A 24,649-nucleotide genomic window follows, 5' to 3' on the forward strand; every position below is an offset into this window, starting at 1 on the left:
GAATCAACTTAACACGCTTATAAGGGCAAGGCTGGCACTTTTCTTAGATAGAGAAAATATGATTCATTGCTTTTTGTGGGTCTGGATGATTAAGAGCAATGAGGAGTGCCAGTCTTGCTTTTTGACCGTTTATGCCCTGTGCAAATATGACTCCTAGCTCTTTTAACCCTTTTCCACCACCTACATAACCATATACATCTTGTGCAATTCCATTAAAGCAACGAGAAACGAGTACAATTGGTATGTTTCTTTGCAAGATATCTTCAATAATAGGGACAAGGCTCGGAGGCACATTTCCTTGACCTAATCCTTCCAATACTATTCCGTCATAGCCTAGCTGGATGGATGATTCTAATAAATCTGGTTCCATTCCTGCATACACTTTAAAAAGTGCTACTCGTTTCGAGATACTTTGAATTGGGAAAACTGTCCGGTAATTAGGAGAATGATGAAAATGTACAATGGACTTTGAAATAAAACCAATGGGTCCATATTGCGGACTTTGGAAGGTGCTGACATTGCTAGCGTGCGTTTTTGTCGCATTTTCTGCGGTATGTATCTCATCATTTAAGACAATTAATACCCCTTTACCAATTGCGTCCTTTGATGAGGCTACTTTTATAGCAGAAACTAAATTGTATAACCCATCTGAGCCAATTTCATTGGAAGATCTCATTGCACCTGTTATCACGATCGGGATCGATGTATCGACTGTTATGTCCAAAAAGTAGGCTGTTTCTTCCAATGTATCTGTACCATGTGTAATGACAACTCCATCAATATTTTTTTCTACTATATACTGATCGATTAACTGTTTTAGAGTTAACATTTCCGCAGAGGTAATATGAGGAGAAGGTAAATTAAAAGCCTCGATTTCCAAAATATTTGCAAGTTTTTTTAGTTTTTCTGCCTCTACAATGAGAGGATTTTGAGAAGCAGGAACTACTGCGCCTGTTTCCGCATTTACTTGCATAGATATTGTTCCGCCTGTATGAATAAGTAAAATTGTTTTCAATAGAAAAACCCCCAAAATTTTTACAATTAATGCAAATAATAATGTATAATAAAGATAATGAATTGGAAGGAGTAAGGATATGTTCATACTGCTTTCCGTTGCAATTGCTCCTGCACTTGCACTTTTAAGTTATTTTTATTTACGTAAAGAAATTGCCAAAGAGCCTTCTAGATTATTGTTACACACATTTATATATGGCGCTATATTAACTTTTCCAATTTTATTTATTCAGCATGTAATTCAAGAAGAGCAAGTATTTTCAGCCTTATTTATTCGAAATGCCTTATTTTCTAGCACCTTAGAAGAGTTTTTTAAATGGTTAGCACTTCTAGTAGCTATATACAAACATGTGGAGTTTGATGATCCTTACGATGGGATCTTATATGGAGCTAGTGTTTCTCTTGGATTCGCAACGGTCGAAAATATTTTGTTCCTATTAAACTTTGGTATGCATGATGCATTTATGCGTGCGTTGCTTCCAGTTTCCAGTCATGCATTATTTGGTGTCGTAATGGGGTATTATTTAGGTAGAGCAAAATTTTCAACTTTAAATAAGTCCCGATATGAAATTACGTATGCATTAGCTGCTCCTTTAGTTTTACATATAATATATAATAGCATTTTAATTTTTACTGGATTTGAACTAATCTTAATGGTCCCATTCATGCTTTTTTTATGGGTATTTGGCTTATCAAAAGTAAAGAAAGCACATATTTTATCGCATAAAAGAAGATATGAACATCATGAATATTTTATTAGAGAGGAAATCTAGCTGATGCTAGATTTTTTTTGTATATTTAGTAAAAACTTACCCAAGCTATATAAAAAGGAGAGATGTCGTTTGAAACAAATTAAATACATCCTTATTAGCTTGGTAATTTGTACAGCTAGTTATGCGTTATTAAATCAAGAGCAACCTACACAGGCTTTCTCCGCTCAGATATTAGAACGGGGAGCATACGGAGATGATGTAATTGAGCTACAAGCTAGACTACAATACATTGGATATTACACGAGTGAAATAGACGGTAAGTTTGGATACAGCACTTACTGGGCCCTTAGAAATTTTCAAGAGAAATACGGACTTCCTGTCGATGGAATGTTAGGTGAAAAAACGAAGAAAAAGCTTGTGAATGCTTCGGAATTCAATGAGAAATTTGTGCATGAACAAATAAAAAAAGGTAATAGTTTTACACATTACGGTGGGAAGGACCTAAAGGCACAAGTAAAAAATAAAAAACCGGAAAGTACAAATATGCAGCTTCCCCCAAAATACACAGAAAAAGATTTAAAGCTAATTGCAAACGCAGTATATGGAGAATCTAGGGGAGAGCCATATGAAGGGCAAGTTGCAGTTGCAGCAGTTATATTAAATCGAGTTGATCACCCTGATTTTCCAAATACAATTAGCGAAGTAATATTCCAACCACGAGCATTTACTGCAGTAGCAGATGGGCAAATTTGGTTAGAGCCGAATGAACGTGCTAAAGAGGCTGTATTAGACGCACTAAATGGATGGGATCCAACTGAAAATGCTATCTACTATTTTAACCCGGAAACTGCTACTAGTGAATGGATCTGGTCTAGACCACAAATTAAAAAAATCGGACAGCATATATTTTGTTCATAAGGAGATAAAATGAAAAAAATTGTATGGATAATAGTTGTTGCTGCTGCCGCCATATTTCTTGTATATCATTTTCAAGTTCAAGCCCAAAACACGCGATTAGAAACTGCACTTGCAAACCAATATGCAAATCAATTAACAACAGCTTCTGAACAGCTTACGGTATTAAGTGATTCCATTGATCAGACATTACTATTTAAAGATAAAGCCGCACTCGATAAACCTCTAGATGATGTATGGAGAGTATCTTCTGATGTGCGGGCATCTATTTCAGCCTTACCAATAGATCAAGAAACCTCCACGGTGTGGATGAATTATTTAACCCGTATTGGAAATGGCGCTTCGCAAGTTAAGGCTGGAAAAGTGCCAATAGAAGAATGGCAAAAAAACATGACAAGTGCTCGTGATAATTTAAGATCGTTATCTGATCAATGGGCTTTTACGAATAGAGAGGATGGAAAGAAAGATTATATCGTAGCATCTTTTGTACAAAACAAAGTAAGTAAAGAAAATGAGAAGAGTTGGAAAGCTCTTGGGAGTTCTGTAAAAACTTATACGGAAAGTGATTTTCCAATGACTGCAAGTGAAGCGGATCAACAAAAGAAGAAGGATTTGCAACACATTAAAGACGCAGAGATTAGTATGGATCAAGTAAAACAAAAATTTAGGGAGCTGTTCCCTGAACTAAAAGATGCTAAACTGCATATTACAGAAAGCGCAAAAGATGCTCCTTATCCCTTTTATCATGTAGAATTTCATAAGGGAATTCGAATTGGATATGCAGATTTCACGAAAAAAGGAGGTCATCTACTATCCTTCTTATTGGAAAGACCTTTTGATAATACAACCATTAGTGTTGAACAAATGAAAGCTAAAGCATTAAAATATATGAAATCCTTTAATTATGCCGATACGAAAATGGTTGATTTCCGAGAAAATAATATTGCTTGGCATTTAGCTTTTGCAAGAAATGATGCTGAAAATAATGCACTAGTGTATGCAGATGGCGTTCAGTTGAAAGTTGCAAAAGATAATGGAGAGCTTTTAGGATTAAATGCAATGGAATATATTCAAAAGGAAAAGCTTGTACCTCAAAAAGTTATTCCTATAAATTATGATGAACTATTTTCCGGGAATTTCTCTGTAGAAGAAGAGCGATTATCCTATGTGGAAAATCAACAATTACAACAACGTCTTGCATATGAAGTTTTAACAAGAAGTGATACTATTGGCACGTATAAAATATATATTGATACGGAAACTCACGAAATATTACACTCAGAAAAACTCCCGTAAAATATTTTCTTATAGAAAATGGAAACTTTAAATGTCATAATAAAAGTATTATGACATTTGAAGAGGGTAAAAACATGAAAATCAAGTTAGGTACAAATTTAACCTTAGAGCCAACCTTTACTGAGAAAAAAGAAAAATACCGTTGTAAAGTAGTTGATATGGATGATCAATATATTTATGTGGATTATCCTATCGACACAATAACAAACAAAACTGTATTTTTAATTGACGGTACCCAGCTACGTGCCACCTATGTAGAAGAATTAAAGTCAGCGTTTGCCTTCCAAACAGAAGTGTTAGGAAAGAGGAATGGGCAAATTCCGATGATTAGGCTTTCGTATCCAGGTGATTCCGAAATTATTAAAATTCAACGAAGAGATTTTGTACGTGTCCATTCACCACTAGATGTGTCTGTTCAATTTGAAGATGAAAAGTATCAATTTATTACAGACGATATTAGTGCAGGAGGTAGTGCAATATTATTGAATCGAGAGGTAAAATTTAAAGCTAATGACGATGTATCGATATTAATCCCCTTAGCATTCAACAATGGGGATATTAAATACGTATCTACTATTGCTAAAGTTGTGCGCATTTGGGACAAAGATTCCCTAACGTTAGCATCCTTGCAATTTACTGATACGGATGATATAGATAAGCAACACATTGTACGTTTTTGCTTTGAAAGACAGTTATTAATGAGGAAAAAAGGATTGAAGTAAAAGTCTGTTTTTACAGGCTTTTTTTTTTCGTATCATTCTATGATAAAATATATTCGAATAGAGTGGAGGATAAAAATATGACGAAACAAATACAAGTTGCTATTGATGGTCCAGCTGCGGCAGGTAAGAGTACAATAGCTAAAAAAACAGCCGAGTTATTAGGGTATACATATGTGGATACAGGAGCAATGTATCGAGCTATTACGTATAAAGCAATACATTCAAACATAGATTTGCTAGACGGAGAAAAATTAACAGATCTATTGAATAAAACCTCTATTGAGTTAAAGCCTTCTCCTAAAGGACAATTAGTATTTTTAGATAATAGAGAGGTAACGGAAGAAATTCGTTCTAAAGAAGTAACTGCTTCCGTTTCAGCTGTAGCTGCTCATGCAAACTTAAGAGCAGAAATGGTAAGAAGACAGGTTGAAATGGGTAAAAACGGCAGTATTGTAATGGATGGACGGGATATTGGGACACATGTATTAACCAATGCAGAGCTTAAGATATTCATGTCTGCTAGCGTGGAAGAAAGAGCAAGTAGAAGATTTTTAGAGAACCAAAAAAGAGGAATTAATACAAGTTTAGAAGAACTAATAAAAGAGATTGCTCTTAGAGATAAATTAGATAGTGAACGAGAAGCATCTCCTTTATTACAAGCTGAAGATGCCATCTACATCGACACAACCTCGCTAACAATCGAAGAAGTTTCCGAGAAGATTATGCAGCTAGCTAAAGAGAGGATGGTTTAAAATGAATCTTTATTCCTTTGCAAAGACGATCGTTTTTACCGCCTTAAAGCCAATTTATCGATTCGATGTGATTGGAGCTGATAACTTTCCAAAAGATGGAGGGATATTGCTCTGTACCAATCATATTAATGCATTAGATCCCCCTGTTGTCGGGATAAATGCTCCGAGGCCCGTAAATTTTATGGCAAAAGAAGAATTGTTTCAAATACCATTATTAAAAAGTATCCTACCGGGAGTACATGCATTTCCCGTAAAAAGAGGAATGAGTGATCGTGATGCACTACGTCGTGCTTTAAAGCTATTAAAAGAAGGCGAAGTGGTCGGTCTTTTCCCAGAAGGAACGAGAAGTAAAGATGGGAAGCTTGGAAAGGGTTTTAGCGGTGCAGGATTCTTTGCTTTAAGAGGAGAGGCAAACGTCGTACCATGTGCGATTGTCGGTCCATATAAGCCGTTCAGGCGTTTAAAGGTAGTATATGGGAATGTAATAGATATGCAGCCATATCGAGAAAGAAAGGCTTCTCCTGAAGAAGTGACGGAAGTTATTATGGCAAATATTGCTCAATTACTTGAAGAACATAAAACAAAATAATTAGAATTTTTATTTTCCAGAAGTGCTTCTTTTTGTATTTCTGTCTTAGTTCGCATAAAATAGATAAGAGACGTTGTGAAGGAGGAATATCATATGTCAGAAGAAATGAACTTAAACACACATGAGTTTAAAGAGGGAGATCTAGTAAAAGCGACGGTTGCACAGGTAGACGAAAAATCCGTAATCGTATCAATTGAAGGTGCACCTTTCGATGGAATAGTTCCAATTAGTGAACTATCTAGCTTGCATATTGAAAAAGCATCCGACTCCGTTTCCATCGGTGATGAATTAGAACTTATGATTACAAAAGTAGAAGAAACAAACTTTGTTCTCTCTAAACGAAAAGTGGATGCTGAGAAAGCATGGGAACAGTTAGAAAAGCAATATCAAGCAGGAGAAATTATTGAAACAGAAGTAAAAGAGGTAGTTAAAGGTGGATTGGTCGTAGATCTAGGCGTACGTGGATTCATACCTGCTTCTTTAATTGAAGATCATTTCGTTGAGTCGTTTGAAGATTATAAAGGCAAAGTATTAACTTTTAAAATTGTCGAGTTAGAAAAAGATAAAAATCGATTAATCCTGTCACATAAAGCAGTTCTAGAAGATGAAAAATCCGTAAGTAAACAAAAAACATTGAATTCCATTCAAAGTGGAGATATAGTTTCTGGGACAGTACAACGAATTGCTTCATTTGGTGCTTTCGTAGATATAGGTGGAGTAGACGGACTTGTGCATATTTCGCAAATCTCTCATGAACATTTGGAGAGTGTGACTAATGTTTTATCAGAAGGACAACAAGTGAAAGTGAAAGTACTTTCAATCGATAGAGATGCAGAAAGAATTTCTTTATCTATTAAAGATACTTTACCTGGTCCATGGGCAGAAATGGAAGAAAAAGCTTCTAAAGGAGCTGTATTAACAGGTAAAATTAAACGACTTGTTTCTTATGGAGCATTTGTTGAAGTATTCCCTGGTGTGGAAGGACTTGTTCATATTTCTCAAATTGCACACCAACATGTTGGTACACCGCAAGAAGTGTTAAAAGAAGGCCAAGAAGTCCAAGTGAAAGTGCTAGAGGTAAATAGTGCGGAAAAACGACTTTCTTTAAGTATTAAAGAGCTAGTTGAAAACGAGGATGCATTTAATTTGGCTGATTATCAACTACCGGAAGAATCTAAAGGTTTCTCCATTAGTGATGTGCTAGGTGACAGACTAAAAAACTTTACAAAATAAGATTAGTAACTAAGAATCACAAAGCAGGTGACTTCAATAAAGTCGCCTGCTTTTGTCATTTTGTTGTATAATACAAAATAGACGAAGTTGGAAGGATGAATAAGTAATGACAAAACCAGTAGTAGCAATCGTTGGTAGGCCGAATGTCGGCAAATCGACTATATTTAATCGAATCGTAGGAGAGCGTGTATCTATCGTGGAAGATATTCCAGGAATTACACGTGATCGTATATATAGTTCTGCCGATTGGTTAACACATGAATTTAATATTATTGATACAGGTGGTATTGAATTAAGTGATGAACCGTTTTTAGAACAAATAAAACAACAAGCTGAAATCGCAATGGATGAAGCAGATGTTATTATTTTCTTAACAAATGGTCGTGAAGGAATTACATCAGCGGATGAGTATGTAGCTAAGATTTTATACAAAACAAAAAAACCAATCGTTTTAGCAGTAAATAAAATTGATAATCCTGATATGCGTGAAATGATTTATGACTTTTATTCTTTAGGAATGGGTGAACCTTTCCCTATTTCAGGATCTCATGGTCTTGGTTTAGGAGATTTATTAGACGAAGTGGCGAAAAACTTCCCAGAAGTAGAAGATCAAGAGTATGGCGAAGAAGTTATCAAATTCTCTCTAATCGGAAGACCGAATGTTGGTAAATCTTCTTTAATCAATGCATTTTTAGGGCATGATCGCGTAATTGTAAGTGAAATAGCAGGTACAACACGAGATGCTATTGATACGGAGTATACATTTGACGATCAAGATTACGTGATGATTGATACAGCTGGAATGCGTAAAAAAGGAAAAGTATACGAAACAACTGAAAAATACAGTGTGCTTCGTGCTTTAAAGGCTATCGAACGTTCTGACGTTGTTTTAGTTGTTTTAAATGCGGAAGAAGGAATTCAAGAGCAAGATAAAAAAATTGCTGGATATGCGCATGAAGGCGGAAAAGCAGTAATTATTGTTATGAATAAATGGGATGCAATCGAAAAGGATGACAAAACTATGAATGAAATGACGAAATCCATTCGTGAACATTTCCAATTCTTAGATTATGCACCGATTATTTTTGTTTCAGCAAAAACCAAACAACGTGTAAATGCTATTTTCCCAGTTATTAATAAAGTAAGTGAAAACCATGCACTACGAGTTCAATCTTCCGTATTAAATGAGGTAATTGAGGACTCTGTAGCACGTAATCCTGCTCCAACAGACAAAGGAAAACGACTTCGTATTTATTATGCAACTCAAGTAGCTATTAAGCCACCTACATTTGTTGTGTTCGTAAATGAACCTGAAATGATGCATTTCTCATATGAACGATTTTTAGAAAATCGAATTCGTGAATCCTTTGATTTTGAAGGGACTCCAATACGAATTATTACTCGCGCAAGAACTTGATTATATAGGTTTAGGGGGCGTAATTGAAATGGAGAAAGTAACTGTACTTGGAGCAGGGAGCTGGGGAACAGCACTTGCAATGGTGCTTGCTAATAATAATCATGATTGTCTCCTTTGGTCACATCGAGAAGACCAAGCGAGCGAAATAAATGAACAACATACAAACAATAAGTATTTACCGAATACTCTTTTACCTAATAACTTAAAATCGACGAGTGATTTTGAGCAAGCAATTCAACATGCATCAACAATTGTTATAGCAGTACCTACGAAGGCTATCAGAGAAGTATGTCAGGACATGATACAACATTTAAATGAAAAAAAATTGTTTGTACATGTTTCAAAAGGAATCGAACCTGATTCCTTCAAACGAATTTCGGAAATGATAGAAGATGAGTTGCCGACTAATCTTGTGGAAGCAATTGTTGTTCTATCAGGTCCAAGTCATGCAGAAGAAGTAGTGTTGCATCACCCTACAACTGTTACTGCTGCAAGTTCAATGATTGACGCCGCAAAAAAAGTACAAAATCTATTTACGAATACTTCTTTTCGAGTTTATACAAACGAAGATGTAATCGGGGTAGAGATTGGAGCAGCACTAAAAAATGTAATAGGTTTAGCAGCTGGTATTGTCGATGGATTAGGTTATGGAGACAATGCAAAGGCTGCTCTAATTACTAGAGGACTTGCAGAAATTTCAAGACTAGGTATTAGTTTAGGTGCTCAACCGTATACTTTTTCAGGTTTAACTGGTATGGGTGATTTAATTGCGACATGTACAAGTGTTCACTCTAGAAACTGGAGAGCGGGGAATATGCTTGGGAAAGGGGCTTCCCTCGAAAAAGTATTGGATGAAATAGGTATGGTAGTCGAAGGTGTACGAACAACGAAAGCGGCATACCAACTTGCGAAAAAGCAGCAAGTAGACATGCCTATTACAGAAGCACTACATTCGGTATTATTTGAAGGTGGTCAACCAAAAGAAGCCGTAGATATCCTTATGCATCGTACAAAAAAACATGAGTTAGAGGATTATAAAACGTTCTAACCTTCAGACTGTTGAGAAACGCTCGCATTCTTCGTTGCTCCTGCGGTTACTCGTCGCAGAAAAAAGCGTTGCTCCTGCGCGAAGCTCGTCGCATACAAAGAATTAAAACCGATCCGACATGATTTCGCGAACTTAGGTTGCATTCTTGGACAAGTGTTTTCATTCCGTCTGAAGAACATATTAAAACAACAAATTGAGTTGTATGAAATACAACTCTTTTTTTGTTATGGTATACTTTTTAACTGTAGAAAGGTGGGGAAACTCTTGTTGTTAATATCATCAATGGATAAGATGTGGATTTCGTTTGGGTCTATGGGATGTTTGTTGCTAGCTATGATAGTTATGTATTTTGTAAAAAATAAGTTTACAAACAGTTTCTTGAAATTTATCTTCGGTTTGTTTGCATACATATTGTTATTTATAGGTTTTATCACGATGGTGTATATCATCTTTAATCCAACAAAAGCTTAGTAAGGAGATTCGGATGAAAAAAATTAGTCTTTTTGCAGTTCTTGCCTTTGGGGTACTACTATTAACCGGTTGCGGTTATAAAAGTGGTTATGAACCAGAAAATTTATTGCCATATGAAGATCAATTAGACGCTGTACAAAACGCTGTCGACAGCTTTAGAGAAAACTCTAGTGGTTTGTTACCAATCAAGACACGTGATATGGAGACCGATCAATATATTAAATATCCAATAGACTTTAAAAAAATCGTTCCAGCTTATTTGGGTAAAGCACCAGCAAATTCGTATGAAGCAGGTGGAATTTATCAATATGTTCTAATGGATGTTGAAGAAAATCCGACTGTAAAATTAGTTGATTTGCGAATGGCAGATACCCTACGTGACATAAATTACAGAAAAGGGATTAATGGGTTTGGCCCTATTGCAGATACCATCGCTGAAGGTGTATATAAGCTAGATTACAAGAAGATGGGATATAAAAGTGAACTGTCTGTTCAAAGCCCGTATTCGGACACTCAGCTACCTCTAGTAGCTACTGGCGATGGAAAGGTATATGTAGATTATTCTATTGAGTTGAGTCGGTTGCTTCAAGAAACGAAAGCTGAAGTAAAGCCAGGGGAAGATATTCGCTTTCTTTTGACGGATAATTTTGCAATTGTTCCAGCTTACTCACTTCCCTACACTGTAAATGAAAATAATGAGCCTGTTTTTATGATTGCTAAATAAATTGAATTTTCTTAAACTTAACGTTTCATGCTTTATGCATGAAACGTTTTTTGTGTGCATATATTAAATGGCGAAGAAAGGAGAGTATCCATGTCGAGTAAACTGTATGAACAAATAGCAGAACGAACAAATGGCGATGTGTATATTGGTGTAGTTGGTCCGGTGAGGGTAGGGAAATCTACCTTTGTTAAAAGAGTAATGGAGCTAGTTGTCATTCCGAATATTCAAGAGGAATCAGAAAGATTACGTGCTCAAGATGAACTGCCACAAAGCTCCCCAGGTAATGTTATTATGACTGCTGAACCTAAATTTGTACCTGCTCATGGAACGAATATTCATCTTGGTGAAGACCAACTACGTCTACAAATTCGGTTAGTAGATTGTGTAGGTTACATGATTGATGGCATAAAGACGCACTCAGGTGAAGATGGACAGAAACTAGTGCATACGCCATGGCACAATGAAGCTATACCATTTGAAGAAGCTGCTAGAATTGGAACTGATAAGGTAATTCGTGACCATTCTACCATTGGGATTGTTGTAACCACAGACGGAACAGTTAATAATATTCCTAGAAAAGCGGCGGAAGCGGCAGAGCAACAAATAATTGCACAATTAAAAGAAATAGGAAAGCCTTTTGTTATTGTTTTAAATAGTAAGACGCCTGGTCATATTGAGACACTTCAATTATCTGAAGAATTACAAAAACTACACGAAGTTCCTGTTATTCCCGTTGCAGTAGATCGAATGACGGCGGAGGAAATTCAATACATACTTCAACAAGCATTGTATGAATTTCCAATTACCGATATTGAATTAGTAAAGCCAGATTGGACCGATGTATTAGAACCAGATCATTTTGTGAATAATGCAATTACATCTTCCTTACAGGAATGGCTTCAAATCGTCTCAAAGATGAAAGATGTAAAAGAACTAGCTAATAGATTTAAGCAAGTGCCTTTTATTCAATCAGCAGAAGTAGTTGAAGCGAATCCAGGTAGAGGGTCTGCATGCATTCAAATAGGCTTAAAACCAGAAGTATTTCAAGAAGTGTGTGATGAGTGGCTAGAAGAACCAATTCAATCCAAAAAAGACTGGCTCTTATTTGTGAAAGAAGCTTCTACCGCGAAAAAAGCGTACAATAAATTTTCTGAAGCATTGGAAGCAGCTAAAACTACTGGTTATGGGGTTTCACTTCCAACTTTACAAGACTTTCAGCCTTCTGCACCAGAAATTATTAAGCAAAATAATTTTTTTGGAGTTAGTTTAAAAGCAAAAGCCGCGTCTCTTCACATTATTCGAGTAGACATGGAAGCAGAATTTGCACCACTCATTGGCTCAGAGTTTCACAGTCAACAGTTATTAAAAGATTTAAAACATGGTTATTTACATGATCGTGATGCTCTATGGCAAACACAAGTCTTTGGAACATCCTTAGTCGAAGTGTTGAAAGAGAGCTTGCGATATAAAACGGATAGCGTTTCAACTGTTGCGAAAAAAAGAATGAGACAAACGATTGAACGAATGGTCAATGAAGGCGATCGAGGGATGGTTACATTTATACTGTAAATATGCTACAGGGCTTTTCGCATCTATGCGAAAAGTCCTGTTATTTCATAATTTTACAAGTTTTTTCGGGAAAGTTCGCTAAACACGCACAAATAGTGTTGCGAAGGGTTTTCCATTGTGATAATCTTTTAACAGGATTGAAGCTATCTTCCTTTGAGAGGAGGTGAATGGTATGAATAAAACAGAATTAGTGAACTCTGTTGCAGAGGCTGCAGATCTTTCTAAAAAAGACGCTTCTAAAGCTGTAGAAGCTGTATTTGAATCAATTCAAACTGCTCTTGCAGATGGTGAAAAGGTTCAATTAATCGGTTTTGGTAACTTTGAGGTTCGTGAACGTGCAGCACGTAAAGGGCGTAACCCTCAAACAGGTATGGAAATCGACATCGCTGCAAGCAAGGTGCCAGCTTTTAAACCAGGTAAAGCACTTAAAGACGCAGTTAAATAACTGATGACGTAGTACATAGAACGGTTATTGTGGAGCTTACTTCACGGTAACCGTTCTTTTCAATTGGCCTTGTTATATTAGGCAGTTGTTTTTTAGAAAAATATATTTTATTACAAATATCCGTGAGACTCCTTCGGAAAGACGGGCTGCCAAGACCCCCTAGCGGGCTTATAAGAACAAATCCTACATCCGGTTGTCCCGAGGAGGCTCGGAAGTTCTTCCGCGGAAAGCGAACGGATTTTCGGCAGGTAACAGCATTATCGTTAAACAGAGCATTTCAATTACATAACAAATACGAAAGATTTCAATATACATAGATAAAAATTATTTCTTAAATTTGTTTCATATGCTAAGATGCTTATGATATATTTACGCAGTTTAGTTTAGGGGGTCAGCAGATATGACGAACGTCGATCTGAAAAAAATAGAAGAAGCAATTAAAATGATTTTAGAAGCAGTTGGAGAAAATCCAGAAAGAGAAGGATTACTCGAAACACCGAAAAGAGTTTCCAAAATGTATGCAGAAATGTTCGAAGGATTACATCAAGATCCAAAAGAATATTTTAATACAGTTTTTCATGAAGAACATGAAGAGCTTGTCTTAGTGAAAGATATTCCTTTTTATTCCATGTGTGAGCATCATCTAGTTCCTTTCTACGGAAAGGCTCATGTGGCCTATATTCCACGTGATGGGGTAGTCACAGGCTTAAGTAAATTAGCAAGAGCAGTTGACACAACTGCTAGACGCCCTCAATTACAGGAAAGAATTACCTCTAGCATTGCAGATGATATTATGGAAATGTTAAACCCACATGGAGTGTACGTAGTAGTTGAAGCGGAACATATGTGCATGACGATGCGTGGTATTAAGAAACCAGGTACTAAAACGGTAACTGCTGTTGCTAGAGGGATTTTAGAAACAGACGATGTAAAACGTTCGGAAATTTTATCCTTTATACAGATGAAGTAACAGTTTTGTCTGAATGGTTAGGAATATGGTATGATAAAAAAAGACTGTGAACAAAGGAGACTATAAAATGTCTAGTTCAGATTTTATCGTTATAAAAGCAGAAGAAGATGGCGTTCATGTAATCGGCTTAACACGTGGCACAGATACTAAATTCCATCATTCTGAAAAGCTTGATGCTGGTGAAGTGATGATCGCTCAATTTACGGAACATACTTCAGCTATGAAAATTAGAGGAAAAGCATCCATTCATTCTGCAAACGGAATAATTCAAAGCGAATCAAAAAAATAAACCAGACTGACAAACAAAGCAAGCAAACTTCTTTGCTTGCTGATGAAAAGTCTGAGTGACAACTTCGCAAAACTGTAAATATAAAGAACCACATAGAAAAATCAAGCGCGGTTGGGAAATGGAGTAAAGTGTATGAACGAATCTTTGATCACACAACATGTAGAGCAATATAAAAAGGATATTCTCATGCAAACTCAGCAAAGCACTTTGTTAAAATATACAGGAAGTCCTGTTATTGACGAAGAGCGTTTGTTTTTTACACTTTTACCACTCCTCAATGGTGAAGATTGGAACGAATCAGTTAAGATTTCTGCAATTGCTGTTTCCCTTATTTTTGCTGCACTTGCTGCACATGATTTAGTGAAAGAACAAAAAGCAACATCAAAAGTACAGCAATTACAGGTGTTAGCTGGAGATTACTATAGCGGAAAATACTATCAGCTTTTAGCGAAAGATAACAATATTGAATTGATTCAACAACTATCAGATAGCGTCGCTTCCATTACGGAGCATAAAACGAGATTCTATGATCATCAAGATTATTCATTTGAACAGCTAATTCAATCTATCCAACTAATCGAAAGCAAACCTATTGAACAGTTTATGGAATTCTACTCATTTCATGAATATGTGTTTATCATGAAAGAGGCGTTATTATTATCCACCATGAAAAAAGAATTGACTGCTTTTGAGAACCAAGAGAGTGTATTTTATATTAGTAAATCTATTAAATTACAAACAAAATTAGACATTTTTCAATCAGAGATAGAAAAAATTGAAAAAGAGTTGATTAAAGATATCCGTAATTCGGAATTATTAAAAGAACACGTAAAACATGCTATTTTAGAGCGAGTAACTGAACGTGCGCTAGAAAAGCAGTTGAGAGAAGGTTAAACGGTGGGAAAATCAAAAGAGCAACATGTACATGAGGTTTTTGAAAAGATTTCGACTAACTATGATTCGATGAACTCAGTGATTAGCTTTCAGCAACATAAAGTTTGGCGTAATGACACGATGAAAGCGATGCAAGTTAAAACAGGAAGCAGCGCATTGGATGTATGTTGTGGTACTGCAGACTGGACCATTGCGCTAGCGGATGCTGTTGGTTCTACCGGAAAAGTAACTGGACTAGATTTTAGTCAAAACATGCTGAGTGTGGGGAAAGAAAAAGTAAAAGATATCCCTCAAATTGAATTGTTGCATGGAAATGCAATGGAATTACCTTTTGAAGACAATACATTTGATTATGTAACTATTGGTTTTGGTCTTCGAAATGTACCAGACTATAAACAAGTGCTAAAAGAGATGAACCGTGTTGCAAAACCGGGGGGCATGGTCGTTTGCTTAGAAACCTCGCAGCCAGATTCAAAATTATTTAATGCTGGTTTCCGTTTTTATTTCCGTTATATTATGCCGATGTTTGGGAAATTATTTGCAAAAAGTTACAAAGAATATTCCTGGTTACAAGAATCAGCTAAAGAGTTTCCAAATAGAGCGGAGTTAACAAAGTTATTTGAAGAGGTCGAGATGTCAAACGTTACAAGCAAGCCATACAGTGGTGGAGCAGCCGCAAGGCATATTGGATATAAAAAAGATATTTAAGTGGGAGAAGGTTTGTATCTGTGGATAAGATGAAGTTGAAATTACTTTATTCCGACTTAAAGTCGGATTTAGATGTCATCGAAAAAGAACTTGTAACTGCGGTGAATTCTTCCTCTCACTTATTGAATGAAGCTTCCCTTCATTTGCTTCTTGCTGGCGGTAAACGAATTCGTCCTGTCTTTGTAATGCTTGCAGCAAAATTTGGAGATTATTCGATTGAATCTATTAAAAATGTTGCAGTCTCAATTGAACTAATACATATGGCTTCCCTCGTTCATGATGATGTAATAGACGATGCCGAAACAAGAAGAGGTAGAGAAACAGTAAAAGCTCAGTGGAATAATCGAGTAGCAATGTATACAGGTGATTTCCTCTTCGCTAAAGCAATTGAATACATAACGGCAGTACAAAATACATATGCACATGAAGTATTATCTCATACGATGGTAGAGCTTTGTATTGGGGAAATTATTCAAATTGAGGATAAGCGTCTGTTAGATCAAACGGTTCGAGATTATTTGAGAAGAATAAAGAGAAAAACCGCTATATTAATTTCAGCAAGCTGTGAATTAGGTGCAATTGCCTCCCAAGCTGATGAACAAACAGTAAGACACTTAAAGCGTTTTGGTTATTATGTTGGGATGTCATTCCAAATAATTGATGATATTTTAGACATAACTTCTTCAGATGAACAACTAGGCAAACCGGCGGGAAGCGATTTAATGCAAGGTAACATTACGTTACCAGTTCTATATGCGAAAAATGATCCAGCGATTGCCCCTTTGTTACATGAAGTACTAGAAGGAACTATTTCTGAAAAAGACAGACAAAAGCTATTAATTGAAATCAGCAATTCGGCTGGAATGAAGCAGGCAAAACTAGTTAGTAATATGTATTTGCAGAAAGCTTTGAACGAAGTAAAGCAGTTACCATCCAACTCTGCAAAGAAATCCCTACAAAATATTGCATTATTTATGAGTAAACGTAAGTTTTAATCAATGAAGGCCAATTTAATTTGAAAATAATGCATTAAAGTGATATTATTTGTAACGGTGGAGAAATTAATCCATTTTATATTTGAAGGAGTGTTATTCATGGAAAAAACATTTTTAATGGTAAAACCTGATGGCGTACAACGTAACTTAATCGGTGAAATCGTAAGTCGTTTTGAGAAAAAAGGATATCAATTAGTTGGAGCTAAATTAATGCAAATTCCAGCAGAATTAGCTGAACAACATTATGGCGAGCATAAAGAACGTCCATTCTTTGGCGAATTAGTAGAATTTATCACTTCTGGACCAGTTTTCGCAATGGTTTGGGAAGGTGAAAATGTTATTTCTACAGCACGTCTTATGATGGGTGCTACAAATCCAAAAGAATCTGCTCCAGGAACTATCCGTGGAGACTTCGCAGTAACTGTGGGCAAAAACATTATTCACGGTTCTGATTCACCTGAAAGCGCTGAACGCGAAATCGGCTTATTCTTCAACAAAGAAGAATTAGTAGCTTACGCTAAAGACGCAAACAACTGGATTAACTAATTTTAAAAATGAAAAGACAGACAAATGTTCACATTTGTCTGTCTTTTTCTATTTTCGAAACGAACCGTTTGAGATATACTAAATATAGGCTAGTTGAAAGGAACGATGTCATTTGACAGATTATATAAAATTTGTGGATTCCATTAAGCGTAAAACAGGTATTGATCTTGCAGCTTACAAAGAAGCACAGATGAAGCGTCGACTTACTTCCTTATATGAAAAAAAGGGGTATAAAAACTTCCTCGCATTTTTTGAGGCACTCGACAAAGACAGAGACCTCATGAATGAGTTTCTAGATAGAATGACGATTAATGTATCGGAATTTTATCGGAATGGAAAGCGATGGGAGATCTTGCAAACTAAAATATTCCCCAAGTTACTTGCTAACAACAAACGCTTAAAAATATGGAGTGCAGCTTGTTCGACAGGGGAAGAACCATATACAACAGCTATGGTTTTATCTAACCATGTCCCTTTATCACAAATAGCTATTCAAGCGACAGATTTAGATGAAAATGCAATTCAACGTGCAAAAGTTGGAATTTACCCAGAGCGTTCACTTGCTGAAGTTCCAGATGAAATGAAGAGCAAATATTTTGAACAACAAAATCAATTTTATAAAGTGGATGACGCTATTAAGAAAACAGTAACATTTAGAAAACATAATTTATTAAATGATACATATGAGAAAAACTTTGATTTAATTATTTGTCGAAATGTGATGATTTATTTTACTGAAGAAGCAAAAGATCAAATTTATCAAAACTTCAGTGATTCCCTTCGTTCAGGAGGCATTTTGTTTGTAGGTAGTACAGAACAAATATTTAATCCAGGGAAATACGGGTTTGAAACAGAAGATACATTCTTTTATCGTAAAAAATAAACTGTCCGGAGAAAAAACGGACAGTTTTTCTTCTATACTTTGAAATAGTTTTTATGATATAGTGGAGAACAAATACTTTAGCGAGTTGAAGGGGGAAAGTGTTGTGCGTTATTTAACAGCAGGTGAGTCACATGGACCACAACTAACAGCAATTATTGAAGGGTTACCAGCACAATTAGAAATTACAAGTGAACAGATTAATAAAGAATTGAAGAGACGTCAAGGTGGGCATGGTAGAGGTAGACGCATGCAAATTGAAAAAGATACAGTTGCCATAACAGCTGGTGTTCGTCACGGAAAATCTTTAGGATCACCAGTTTGTCTAGTAGTAAATAATGATGATTGGAAACATTGGACAAATATCATGGGGATTGAACCACTAGGAGAAGAAATTGATCCTGAGGATATTAAAAGACAAATTACTAGACCACGCCCAGGACATGCAGATTTAGTTGGGGGTATGAAATACGGCCATCGTGATTTGCGAAACGTGTTAGAGCGTTCTTCTGCTAGAGAAACGACTGTAAGAGTTGCCGTAGGAGCAGTAGCAAAACAATTATTAAGTCAATTAGGAATCTCCATTGTTGCTCATGTTACAAAAATTGGTGGAATTGAAGCGAATCTAGATTTAGCTGCTGAAAAAACGATTGAAGAGATTCGAGCGATTGTGGAAGCGGATCCTGTTTACTGTTTAGATTCAGAAGCTTCTGAAAAAATGGTAGAAGCGATCGACCATGCTAAAAAAGCAGGAGATACTATTGGTGGAGTTGTAGAGGTTATTATAGCAGGAATGCCAGCTGGAGTTGGTAGTTACGTCCATTATGATCGAAAATTAGACGCTAAACTTGCAATGGCGATGATGAGCATTAACGCATTTAAAGGAGTAGAGGTTGGTTTAGGATTTGAAATGGCGAATCTATTTGGAAGTCAAGTACATGACCAAATCTCTTGGAATGAAGATAAAGGTTATACGCGTGACACAAATAGACTTGGTGGTTTAGAAGGCGGAATGTCTACAGGAATGCCAATCGTTATTCGAGGAGTAATGAAACCAATCCCAACACTATATAAACCATTACAAAGCGTAGATATTGATACAAAAGAGCCTTTTAAAGCGAGTATTGAAAGATCCGATAGCTGTGCTGTACCAGCTGCTTCAGTAGTGGCAGAGGCAGTTATTGCTTGGGAGATTGCAGCAGCGGTTTTAGATACTTTTAATGGAGATCAACTAGATACGTTAAAAGCAGACATAGAAAGACATCGTGCTTATACAAAGGGGTTTTAAACCATGATTATCCCGGTAAAAACGAAAGATACTTCGTACGAGGTGCATTTAGGTGAGAACATATTAAGCGAGTTTTGTATTCGACATGCAGAAACTTTAGAAAAAGTAGATCAGTTAGTCATTATTACGGACGAGCATGTCTGGAGTTTACATGAACAATATGTTCGTGAACATTTTACATTCCCATTTAAACTTTTTATCGTTCCAAATGGAGAAGCATGTAAAACATTTGAGTCTTATTTCAAAGTTCAAACGTTTTTATTACAAGAAAATTGTTCAAGAAACTCTGCTCTTTTCGCTTTAGGAGGAGGTGCTGTCGGAGATTTAACTGGATTTGTTGCAGCTACATTTATGCGAGGAATTCCATTCTACCAAATACCTACAACTATACTAGCTCATGATAGTGCAGTTGGAGGAAAGACAGCCATTAATCATCCAAACGGGAAAAATATGATTGGTGCTTTTTATCAGCCAGCGGAAGTGCTATATGATTTTCACTTCCTAGCAACCCTACCTGAAATAGAAGTCCGTTCTGGTCTAGCGGAGGTTATTAAACACGCGTTAATTAGTGACCAAGTCTGGATGGACGAGTTTTTCTCGCTATCTAGTATGGAATCTATCGACAAAGAAGAACTGCTCATTTGGCTTGAAAAAGGGATTCGCGTCAAAGCACATATAGTCGAGCTTGATGAAAAAGAGCAATCTTATCGAAAGTATTTAAACTTTGGACATACATACGGCCATGCTATAGAAGCTACTGTAGGTTACGGGAAAATCACACATGGAGAAGCAGTCATGATTGGTATGATTCCTGCTTTAATGTTAAGTGAAATAAATGGTGAAGTAGAACAAGGCTATGCAAAGAAAGTCTATTATTTTGCGAATAGTCTTGGGTATAATTTTCAGCATGTTCTACACTGTCCATTCGAGGATTTAGCAAGTTTTATGCTAAAAGATAAGAAAACGACCAATGGGGAACTTCATTTTGCGTTACTTCAAACCATCGGCGAACCATTTGTAAAAGTTATTTCCATGGATGAAGTGAAGAAATGTGATGAACAATTGAGGGAATGGATCAAGGAGGCGTAGAAATTGATTAGAGGCGTAAGAGGGGCAATAACTGTAACGGAAGATTCAAATGACCAAGTGCTACAAGAAACAGTACGACTTGTTCAAGCAATGATAAAAGCAAATGACCTTGATCCAGAGACAGTTGCTTCGGTTATTATTTCAACAACATCAGACATTACGTCTGCTTTTCCTGCTAGAGCTGTTCGCGGGTTAGAAGGCTGGAGTTATGTACCAGTAATGTGTACGCACGAAATGAATGTTCCAGGTGCGCTTGAGAAATGTATCCGATTATTAATGCATGTTAATACAGAAAAAGCACAACAAGATATTCAACATATTTACTTAAACAAAGCTGTTCATTTGAGACCTGATTTAGTTAAATAAATGGCGATGTTAATCTACATTGTTGTTATTTGGTAGAATCTGCTCCTTTTGCGTGGATTCTACCGCAAATTATATACTAAGAAACAACAGTAAAATATAACAGTGCCAAATAAATAAAAGAGATGAGGTTTTTATGGTGAAATTTAAAAAACAAATTGCTGGTTTACAAGCATACCAACCTGGAAAAACAACGGACGAAGTAAAAAAAATGTATAACTTAGATAAGGTAACAAAACTTGCTTCAAACGAGAATCCATATGGTGCATCTCCCAAAGTAAAAGAGTACTTAAATAATGCCAATGTAGACTATGCCATTTATCCAGATGGATATGCTACTAAACTTAGAACTGCTATAGCACAACATTTAAATGTATCAGAAAAACAATTATTATTTGGAAACGGATCGGATGATAATATTCTCATCGTTTCTCGAGCAATACTTCAGCCAGGTTTAAATACGGTTGTGGCAGATTTAACATTCGGTCAATACAAACATAATGCAATTGTCGAAGGAGCAGAAGTCCGTGCAATCCCACTAACAGAAAAAGGGGAACATGATTTAGAGAAAATGGCAGAAGCAGTGGATGAAAATACTGCAATTGTATGGATTTGTAACCCGAATAATCCAACTGGAACACTAACACCTAGTGACAAAATTAGAGCTTTTGTTGAAAAAGTACCAAGCGATGTATTGATCGTGTTAGATGAAGCCTATATAGAATATATAACAGATGATACATATGAAGAGTCTATTGGATTATTAGAAAAGTATCCAAATGTTCTAATCATGCGTACATTTTCTAAAGCTTATGGCTTAGCGAGCTTCCGAGTTGGATATGCCATAGGTTCAGAAGAAGTAATTAGCCAGCTTGAACCAACACGCGAACCATTCAATAACACAGTGTTAAGCCAGGAAGTCGCAATTATTGGTTTAGAGGATCAAGCATTTATTACCGAGTGTAAAGAAAAAAATAATGCTGGCAGAGCTCAATTTGAAGCATTTTGCAAAGAGCGAAAACTCAATTTCTATCCTTCCCATACAAATTTTATTCTAATGGAAGTAAAAGCAGATAGTGATGTGGTGTTCCAAGGATTGATGAAGCGTGGGTTTATTGTTCGTAGTGGAAATGCGCTAGGTAAACCAGGATATCTTCGAATTACCATTGGCACAGAGGAACAAAATACAGAGCTATTACAAAAATTAGACGAGGTTTTACAAGAGGAAGGCGTATTATAATGAAACAAACAGTTCTCATCATTGGTCTAGGATTAATAGGGGGATCTTTAGCGCTTGGTTTAAAGCGTAATGAGGAGATCACGATCATAGGTCATGACTCGTATAGTCACACCCTTCAAACAGCAAAAAGAATTGGTGTCATTGATGAGATGGCCGTCCAAATAAGAGATGCTACTGAATGTGCAGACGTTATTGTGTTTGCTACTCCTGTCAGTGAAACCATACGATTGATGAAAGAAATGCCTAACTGGCATATAAAGAAGCATGTCATTGTTACAGATACCGGAAGTACAAAAAAAGAAATAATGAGTGCGGCCGAAGAGCTAAAAAATGCTGGTATTACGTTCATTGGTGGACATCCAATGGCTGGTTCACATAAAAGTGGTGTTGAAGCAGCGCGAGCACATTTATTTGAAAATGCCTACTACTTATTAACACCTTTTCCAGGCGAAAATAAAGCTGAGGTCAAGATTCTTTCAGACTTATTGCAGGTGACAAAAGCGAAAACAGTTGAAGTGAGTGCAGAGGAACATGATCATATGACCGCTGTAGTCAGCCACTTTCCTCACTTAGTTGCGGCTTCGCTTGTGCACCAGCTTGCCGGAGAAAATGAACAATTTCCATTTACCAAGCAACTTGCTGCAGGAGGCTTTCGTGATTTAACAAGAATTGCTTCTGCAAATCCGATTATGTGGCGAGACATTACCGTCCAAAATCGGACTGAATTAAGCAATCAATTACAAGTGTGGACGGAAGAGATGATTAAGCTACAAAATCTTTTATTACACGCAAATGCGGAAGACATTGAAGCATACTTCTCTAAAGCAAAAAAGGTTCGAGATGAATTGCCAATTACTGCGCAAGGTGCGATGTACACCGTATATGACTTATATGTGGATATTCCGGACTATCCTGGAGTTATCTCCGAAATTACTGGTTATTTAGCAGAAGACCGTATCAGTATTACAAACTTACGAATAGTTGAAACGCGCGAGGATGTATTTGGTATTCTAGTTATCAGTTTTCAGACGATGGATGACCGAGCTAAAGCAGTTGCATGTATAGCAAATAAAACGACATTTGAAACGTATATTTCTTAGGGGAGGTAAAAGGACGATGGTAACTAGCAAAACATTAGATTATGGGCAACCTTCCTTACAAGGAACAATTCGTATACCTGGAGATAAGTCTGTTTCTCACCGCTCCATAATGTTTGGTTCTATTGCGGAAGGTACGACGACTGTAGAAGGTTTCTTGCAAAGTGACGACTGTTTAAGTACGATTGATTGCTTTTCGAAGCTTGGAGTAGAAATTACTGTGGATGGAGAATATGTTCGTATCGAAAGTAACGGAATCCAAGCATGGAACGAACCAAACGAAATTTTATATACTGGTAACTCGGGTACGACCACTCGACTGATGCTTGGAATTTTAGCAGGCTCTCCCATTTCTTCTGTACTAATTGGTGATGAGTCCATTCAAAAACGTCCGATGAAACGTGTCACGAATCCTTTAAAGCAAATGGGTGCAAAGCTAATTGGTAGAGAAGATGGGCAGTATACACCAATTGCAGTGGAGGGAACAAGTTTACAATCTATACACTACAAAATGCCTGTTGCTAGTGCACAGGTGAAATCTGCTATTCTTCTAGCTGCTTTAAATGCTGAGGGAGAAACAGTTGTAGAAGAAATAGAAACTTCTCGTGACCACACAGAAAAAATGCTACAACATTTTGGTGCTAGCGTTTCGGTAGAAGACAGAACAATACGCCTCCAAGGTGGACAAAAGCTTACTGGGACACATGTTGTCGTACCTGGAGATATATCGTCTGCTGCATTCTTTTTAGCAGCAGGTGCAATTGTTCCTAATACTAAGCTCACTTTAACAAACGTTGGGTTAAATCCGACAAGAACTGGAATAGTGGATGTACTGCAAGCGATGGGTGCAAAGTTAAGCATTAATGACTCGGAAAATAATAGTCATGAACAAATGGGGACGATTGAAATCGAGACCTCTGAAGTAACTGGAACTGAAATCGGTGGAGATCTCATCCCACGACTTATTGATGAAATTCCGATTATTGCTTTATTAGCAACACAAGCAGTCGGAAAAACTGTAATTAAAAACGCAGAAGAATTAAAAGTCAAAGAGACTAATCGAATTGACGCGGTCGTAAATGAACTGAAAAAACTCGGTGCGAACATCACCGCAACAGATGACGGCATGATTATAGAAGGTCCAACATCTCTGCATGGTGGTGAATTAAAAACCTACGGTGATCATCGAATTGGGATGATGGCTGCGATTGCAGCCCTAATTACTTCTAGTGCTGTAACAATTGATAATGCAGAATGTATTTCCGTGTCATATCCAAATTTTTTTGAGCAACTGGATAGCGTTGTTATAGCATCCCTGTGATGTAAACAATTTATATTAATTTTATGACACGCTCCTTCTGATTGAACCTGATAACTGTGAG

At 36.6% G+C, this 24,649-nt stretch carries 27 protein-coding genes; 26 read left to right on the forward strand and 1 reads right to left on the reverse strand.

What is annotated here, in order from left to right; genetic code table 11:
* Positions 1-43 precede the first annotated feature (43 nt).
* Positions 44-1,015: an asparaginase gene (locus MHB48_RS07380; RefSeq protein WP_342600844.1), complete on the reverse strand. Its 972-nt coding sequence runs from the start codon at positions 1,013-1,015 to the stop codon at positions 44-46.
* A gap of 79 nt (positions 1,016-1,094) precedes the next feature.
* On the opposite strand from MHB48_RS07380, the gene prsW reads away from it, so the two are divergent.
* The 26 genes from prsW (at position 1,095) to aroA (ending at position 24,588) form a co-directional block, all read left to right on the forward strand.
* Positions 1,095-1,787, forward strand: coding sequence for a glutamic-type intramembrane protease PrsW (gene prsW / locus MHB48_RS07385; RefSeq protein WP_342600845.1), 693 nt, complete (start codon positions 1,095-1,097; stop codon positions 1,785-1,787).
* A gap of 93 nt (positions 1,788-1,880) precedes the next feature.
* On the forward strand, positions 1,881-2,645 hold the full coding sequence (gene sleB / locus MHB48_RS07390; protein ID WP_342601324.1) for a spore cortex-lytic enzyme: 765 nt from the start codon (positions 1,881-1,883) through the stop codon (positions 2,643-2,645).
* A gap of 9 nt (positions 2,646-2,654) precedes the next feature.
* Entirely contained in the window at positions 2,655-3,938 is a 1,284-nt protein-coding gene (locus MHB48_RS07395; protein WP_342600846.1) for a PepSY1/2 domain-containing protein, read from the forward strand.
* Between the two features lie 74 nt (positions 3,939-4,012).
* The gene (locus tag MHB48_RS07400) at positions 4,013-4,660 is read left to right on the forward strand and encodes a flagellar brake domain-containing protein (protein WP_342600847.1); all 648 of its coding nucleotides are present in this window, start codon (positions 4,013-4,015) and stop codon (positions 4,658-4,660) included.
* 77 nt (positions 4,661-4,737) lie between these two features.
* Positions 4,738-5,412 carry a (d)CMP kinase gene (cmk, locus tag MHB48_RS07405; RefSeq protein WP_342600848.1) on the forward strand — a complete coding sequence of 225 codons (675 nt, stop codon included), beginning with the start codon at positions 4,738-4,740 and terminating at the stop codon, positions 5,410-5,412.
* 1 nt (position 5,413) lies between these two features.
* Positions 5,414-6,001, forward strand: a complete 588-nt coding sequence (locus tag MHB48_RS07410) for a lysophospholipid acyltransferase family protein (RefSeq protein WP_342600849.1) — start codon at positions 5,414-5,416, stop codon at positions 5,999-6,001.
* 93 nt (positions 6,002-6,094) lie between these two features.
* On the forward strand, positions 6,095-7,234 hold the full coding sequence (gene rpsA / locus MHB48_RS07415) for a 30S ribosomal protein S1 (protein ID WP_342600850.1): 1,140 nt from the start codon (positions 6,095-6,097) through the stop codon (positions 7,232-7,234).
* A gap of 106 nt (positions 7,235-7,340) precedes the next feature.
* Positions 7,341-8,651: a ribosome biogenesis GTPase Der gene (gene der / locus MHB48_RS07420; protein WP_342600851.1), complete on the forward strand. Its 1,311-nt coding sequence runs from the start codon at positions 7,341-7,343 to the stop codon at positions 8,649-8,651.
* 28 nt (positions 8,652-8,679) lie between these two features.
* On the forward strand, positions 8,680-9,699 hold the full coding sequence (locus MHB48_RS07425) for an NAD(P)H-dependent glycerol-3-phosphate dehydrogenase (RefSeq protein ID WP_342600852.1): 1,020 nt from the start codon (positions 8,680-8,682) through the stop codon (positions 9,697-9,699).
* Positions 9,700-10,041: 342 nt separating this feature from the next.
* Positions 10,042-10,170: a DUF2768 family protein gene (locus tag MHB48_RS07430; protein WP_342601325.1), complete on the forward strand. Its 129-nt coding sequence runs from the start codon at positions 10,042-10,044 to the stop codon at positions 10,168-10,170.
* 13 nt (positions 10,171-10,183) lie between these two features.
* Entirely contained in the window at positions 10,184-10,894 is a 711-nt protein-coding gene (locus MHB48_RS07435) for a hypothetical protein (protein ID WP_342600853.1), read from the forward strand.
* A gap of 90 nt (positions 10,895-10,984) precedes the next feature.
* Positions 10,985-12,463: a stage IV sporulation protein A gene (gene spoIVA / locus MHB48_RS07440; protein ID WP_342600854.1), complete on the forward strand. Its 1,479-nt coding sequence runs from the start codon at positions 10,985-10,987 to the stop codon at positions 12,461-12,463.
* Positions 12,464-12,635: 172 nt separating this feature from the next.
* Positions 12,636-12,908 (forward strand): HU family DNA-binding protein, encoded by a 273-nt coding sequence (locus MHB48_RS07445; RefSeq protein WP_340919531.1) that lies wholly within the window; start codon positions 12,636-12,638, stop codon positions 12,906-12,908.
* A gap of 400 nt (positions 12,909-13,308) precedes the next feature.
* Positions 13,309-13,878 (forward strand): GTP cyclohydrolase I FolE, encoded by a 570-nt coding sequence (gene folE / locus MHB48_RS07450; RefSeq protein WP_342600855.1) that lies wholly within the window; start codon positions 13,309-13,311, stop codon positions 13,876-13,878.
* Positions 13,879-13,945: 67 nt separating this feature from the next.
* Entirely contained in the window at positions 13,946-14,167 is a 222-nt protein-coding gene (gene mtrB, locus MHB48_RS07455; protein ID WP_340919535.1) for a trp RNA-binding attenuation protein MtrB, read from the forward strand.
* A 132-nt stretch (positions 14,168-14,299) separates the two neighbouring features.
* Positions 14,300-15,061 carry a heptaprenyl diphosphate synthase component 1 gene (locus MHB48_RS07460; protein ID WP_342600856.1) on the forward strand — a complete coding sequence of 254 codons (762 nt, stop codon included), beginning with the start codon at positions 14,300-14,302 and terminating at the stop codon, positions 15,059-15,061.
* 3 nt (positions 15,062-15,064) lie between these two features.
* Positions 15,065-15,769: a demethylmenaquinone methyltransferase gene (locus tag MHB48_RS07465; RefSeq protein ID WP_342600857.1), complete on the forward strand. Its 705-nt coding sequence runs from the start codon at positions 15,065-15,067 to the stop codon at positions 15,767-15,769.
* Positions 15,770-15,789: 20 nt separating this feature from the next.
* Positions 15,790-16,764 carry a heptaprenyl diphosphate synthase component II gene (hepT, locus tag MHB48_RS07470; protein ID WP_342600858.1) on the forward strand — a complete coding sequence of 325 codons (975 nt, stop codon included), beginning with the start codon at positions 15,790-15,792 and terminating at the stop codon, positions 16,762-16,764.
* 99 nt (positions 16,765-16,863) lie between these two features.
* Positions 16,864-17,310, forward strand: coding sequence for a nucleoside-diphosphate kinase (gene ndk / locus MHB48_RS07475; protein ID WP_340919544.1), 447 nt, complete (start codon positions 16,864-16,866; stop codon positions 17,308-17,310).
* 112 nt (positions 17,311-17,422) lie between these two features.
* Positions 17,423-18,193, forward strand: a complete 771-nt coding sequence (locus tag MHB48_RS07480) for a protein-glutamate O-methyltransferase CheR (RefSeq protein ID WP_342600859.1) — start codon at positions 17,423-17,425, stop codon at positions 18,191-18,193.
* 103 nt (positions 18,194-18,296) lie between these two features.
* Positions 18,297-19,478 (forward strand): chorismate synthase, encoded by a 1,182-nt coding sequence (aroC, locus tag MHB48_RS07485; protein ID WP_342600860.1) that lies wholly within the window; start codon positions 18,297-18,299, stop codon positions 19,476-19,478.
* Between the two features lie 3 nt (positions 19,479-19,481).
* Complete coding sequence (aroB, locus tag MHB48_RS07490) at positions 19,482-20,567, forward strand: 3-dehydroquinate synthase (RefSeq protein ID WP_342600861.1); 1,086 nt, start codon at positions 19,482-19,484, stop codon at positions 20,565-20,567.
* 3 nt (positions 20,568-20,570) lie between these two features.
* On the forward strand, positions 20,571-20,933 hold the full coding sequence (gene aroH, locus MHB48_RS07495) for a chorismate mutase (protein ID WP_342600862.1): 363 nt from the start codon (positions 20,571-20,573) through the stop codon (positions 20,931-20,933).
* Positions 20,934-21,069: 136 nt separating this feature from the next.
* Complete coding sequence (hisC, locus tag MHB48_RS07500; RefSeq protein ID WP_342601326.1) at positions 21,070-22,170, forward strand: histidinol-phosphate transaminase; 1,101 nt, start codon at positions 21,070-21,072, stop codon at positions 22,168-22,170.
* The gene (locus tag MHB48_RS07505; protein WP_342600863.1) at positions 22,170-23,270 is read left to right on the forward strand and encodes a prephenate dehydrogenase; all 1,101 of its coding nucleotides are present in this window, start codon (positions 22,170-22,172) and stop codon (positions 23,268-23,270) included. Before hisC ends, MHB48_RS07505 begins: the two co-directional genes overlap by 1 nt.
* A gap of 16 nt (positions 23,271-23,286) precedes the next feature.
* Complete coding sequence (gene aroA / locus MHB48_RS07510) at positions 23,287-24,588, forward strand: 3-phosphoshikimate 1-carboxyvinyltransferase (RefSeq protein ID WP_342600864.1); 1,302 nt, start codon at positions 23,287-23,289, stop codon at positions 24,586-24,588.
* Positions 24,589-24,649 lie beyond the last annotated feature (61 nt).

It is taken from the genome of Psychrobacillus sp. FSL H8-0483 (assembly GCF_038637725.1).
Lineage (GTDB): Bacteria > Bacillota > Bacilli > Bacillales_A > Planococcaceae > Psychrobacillus.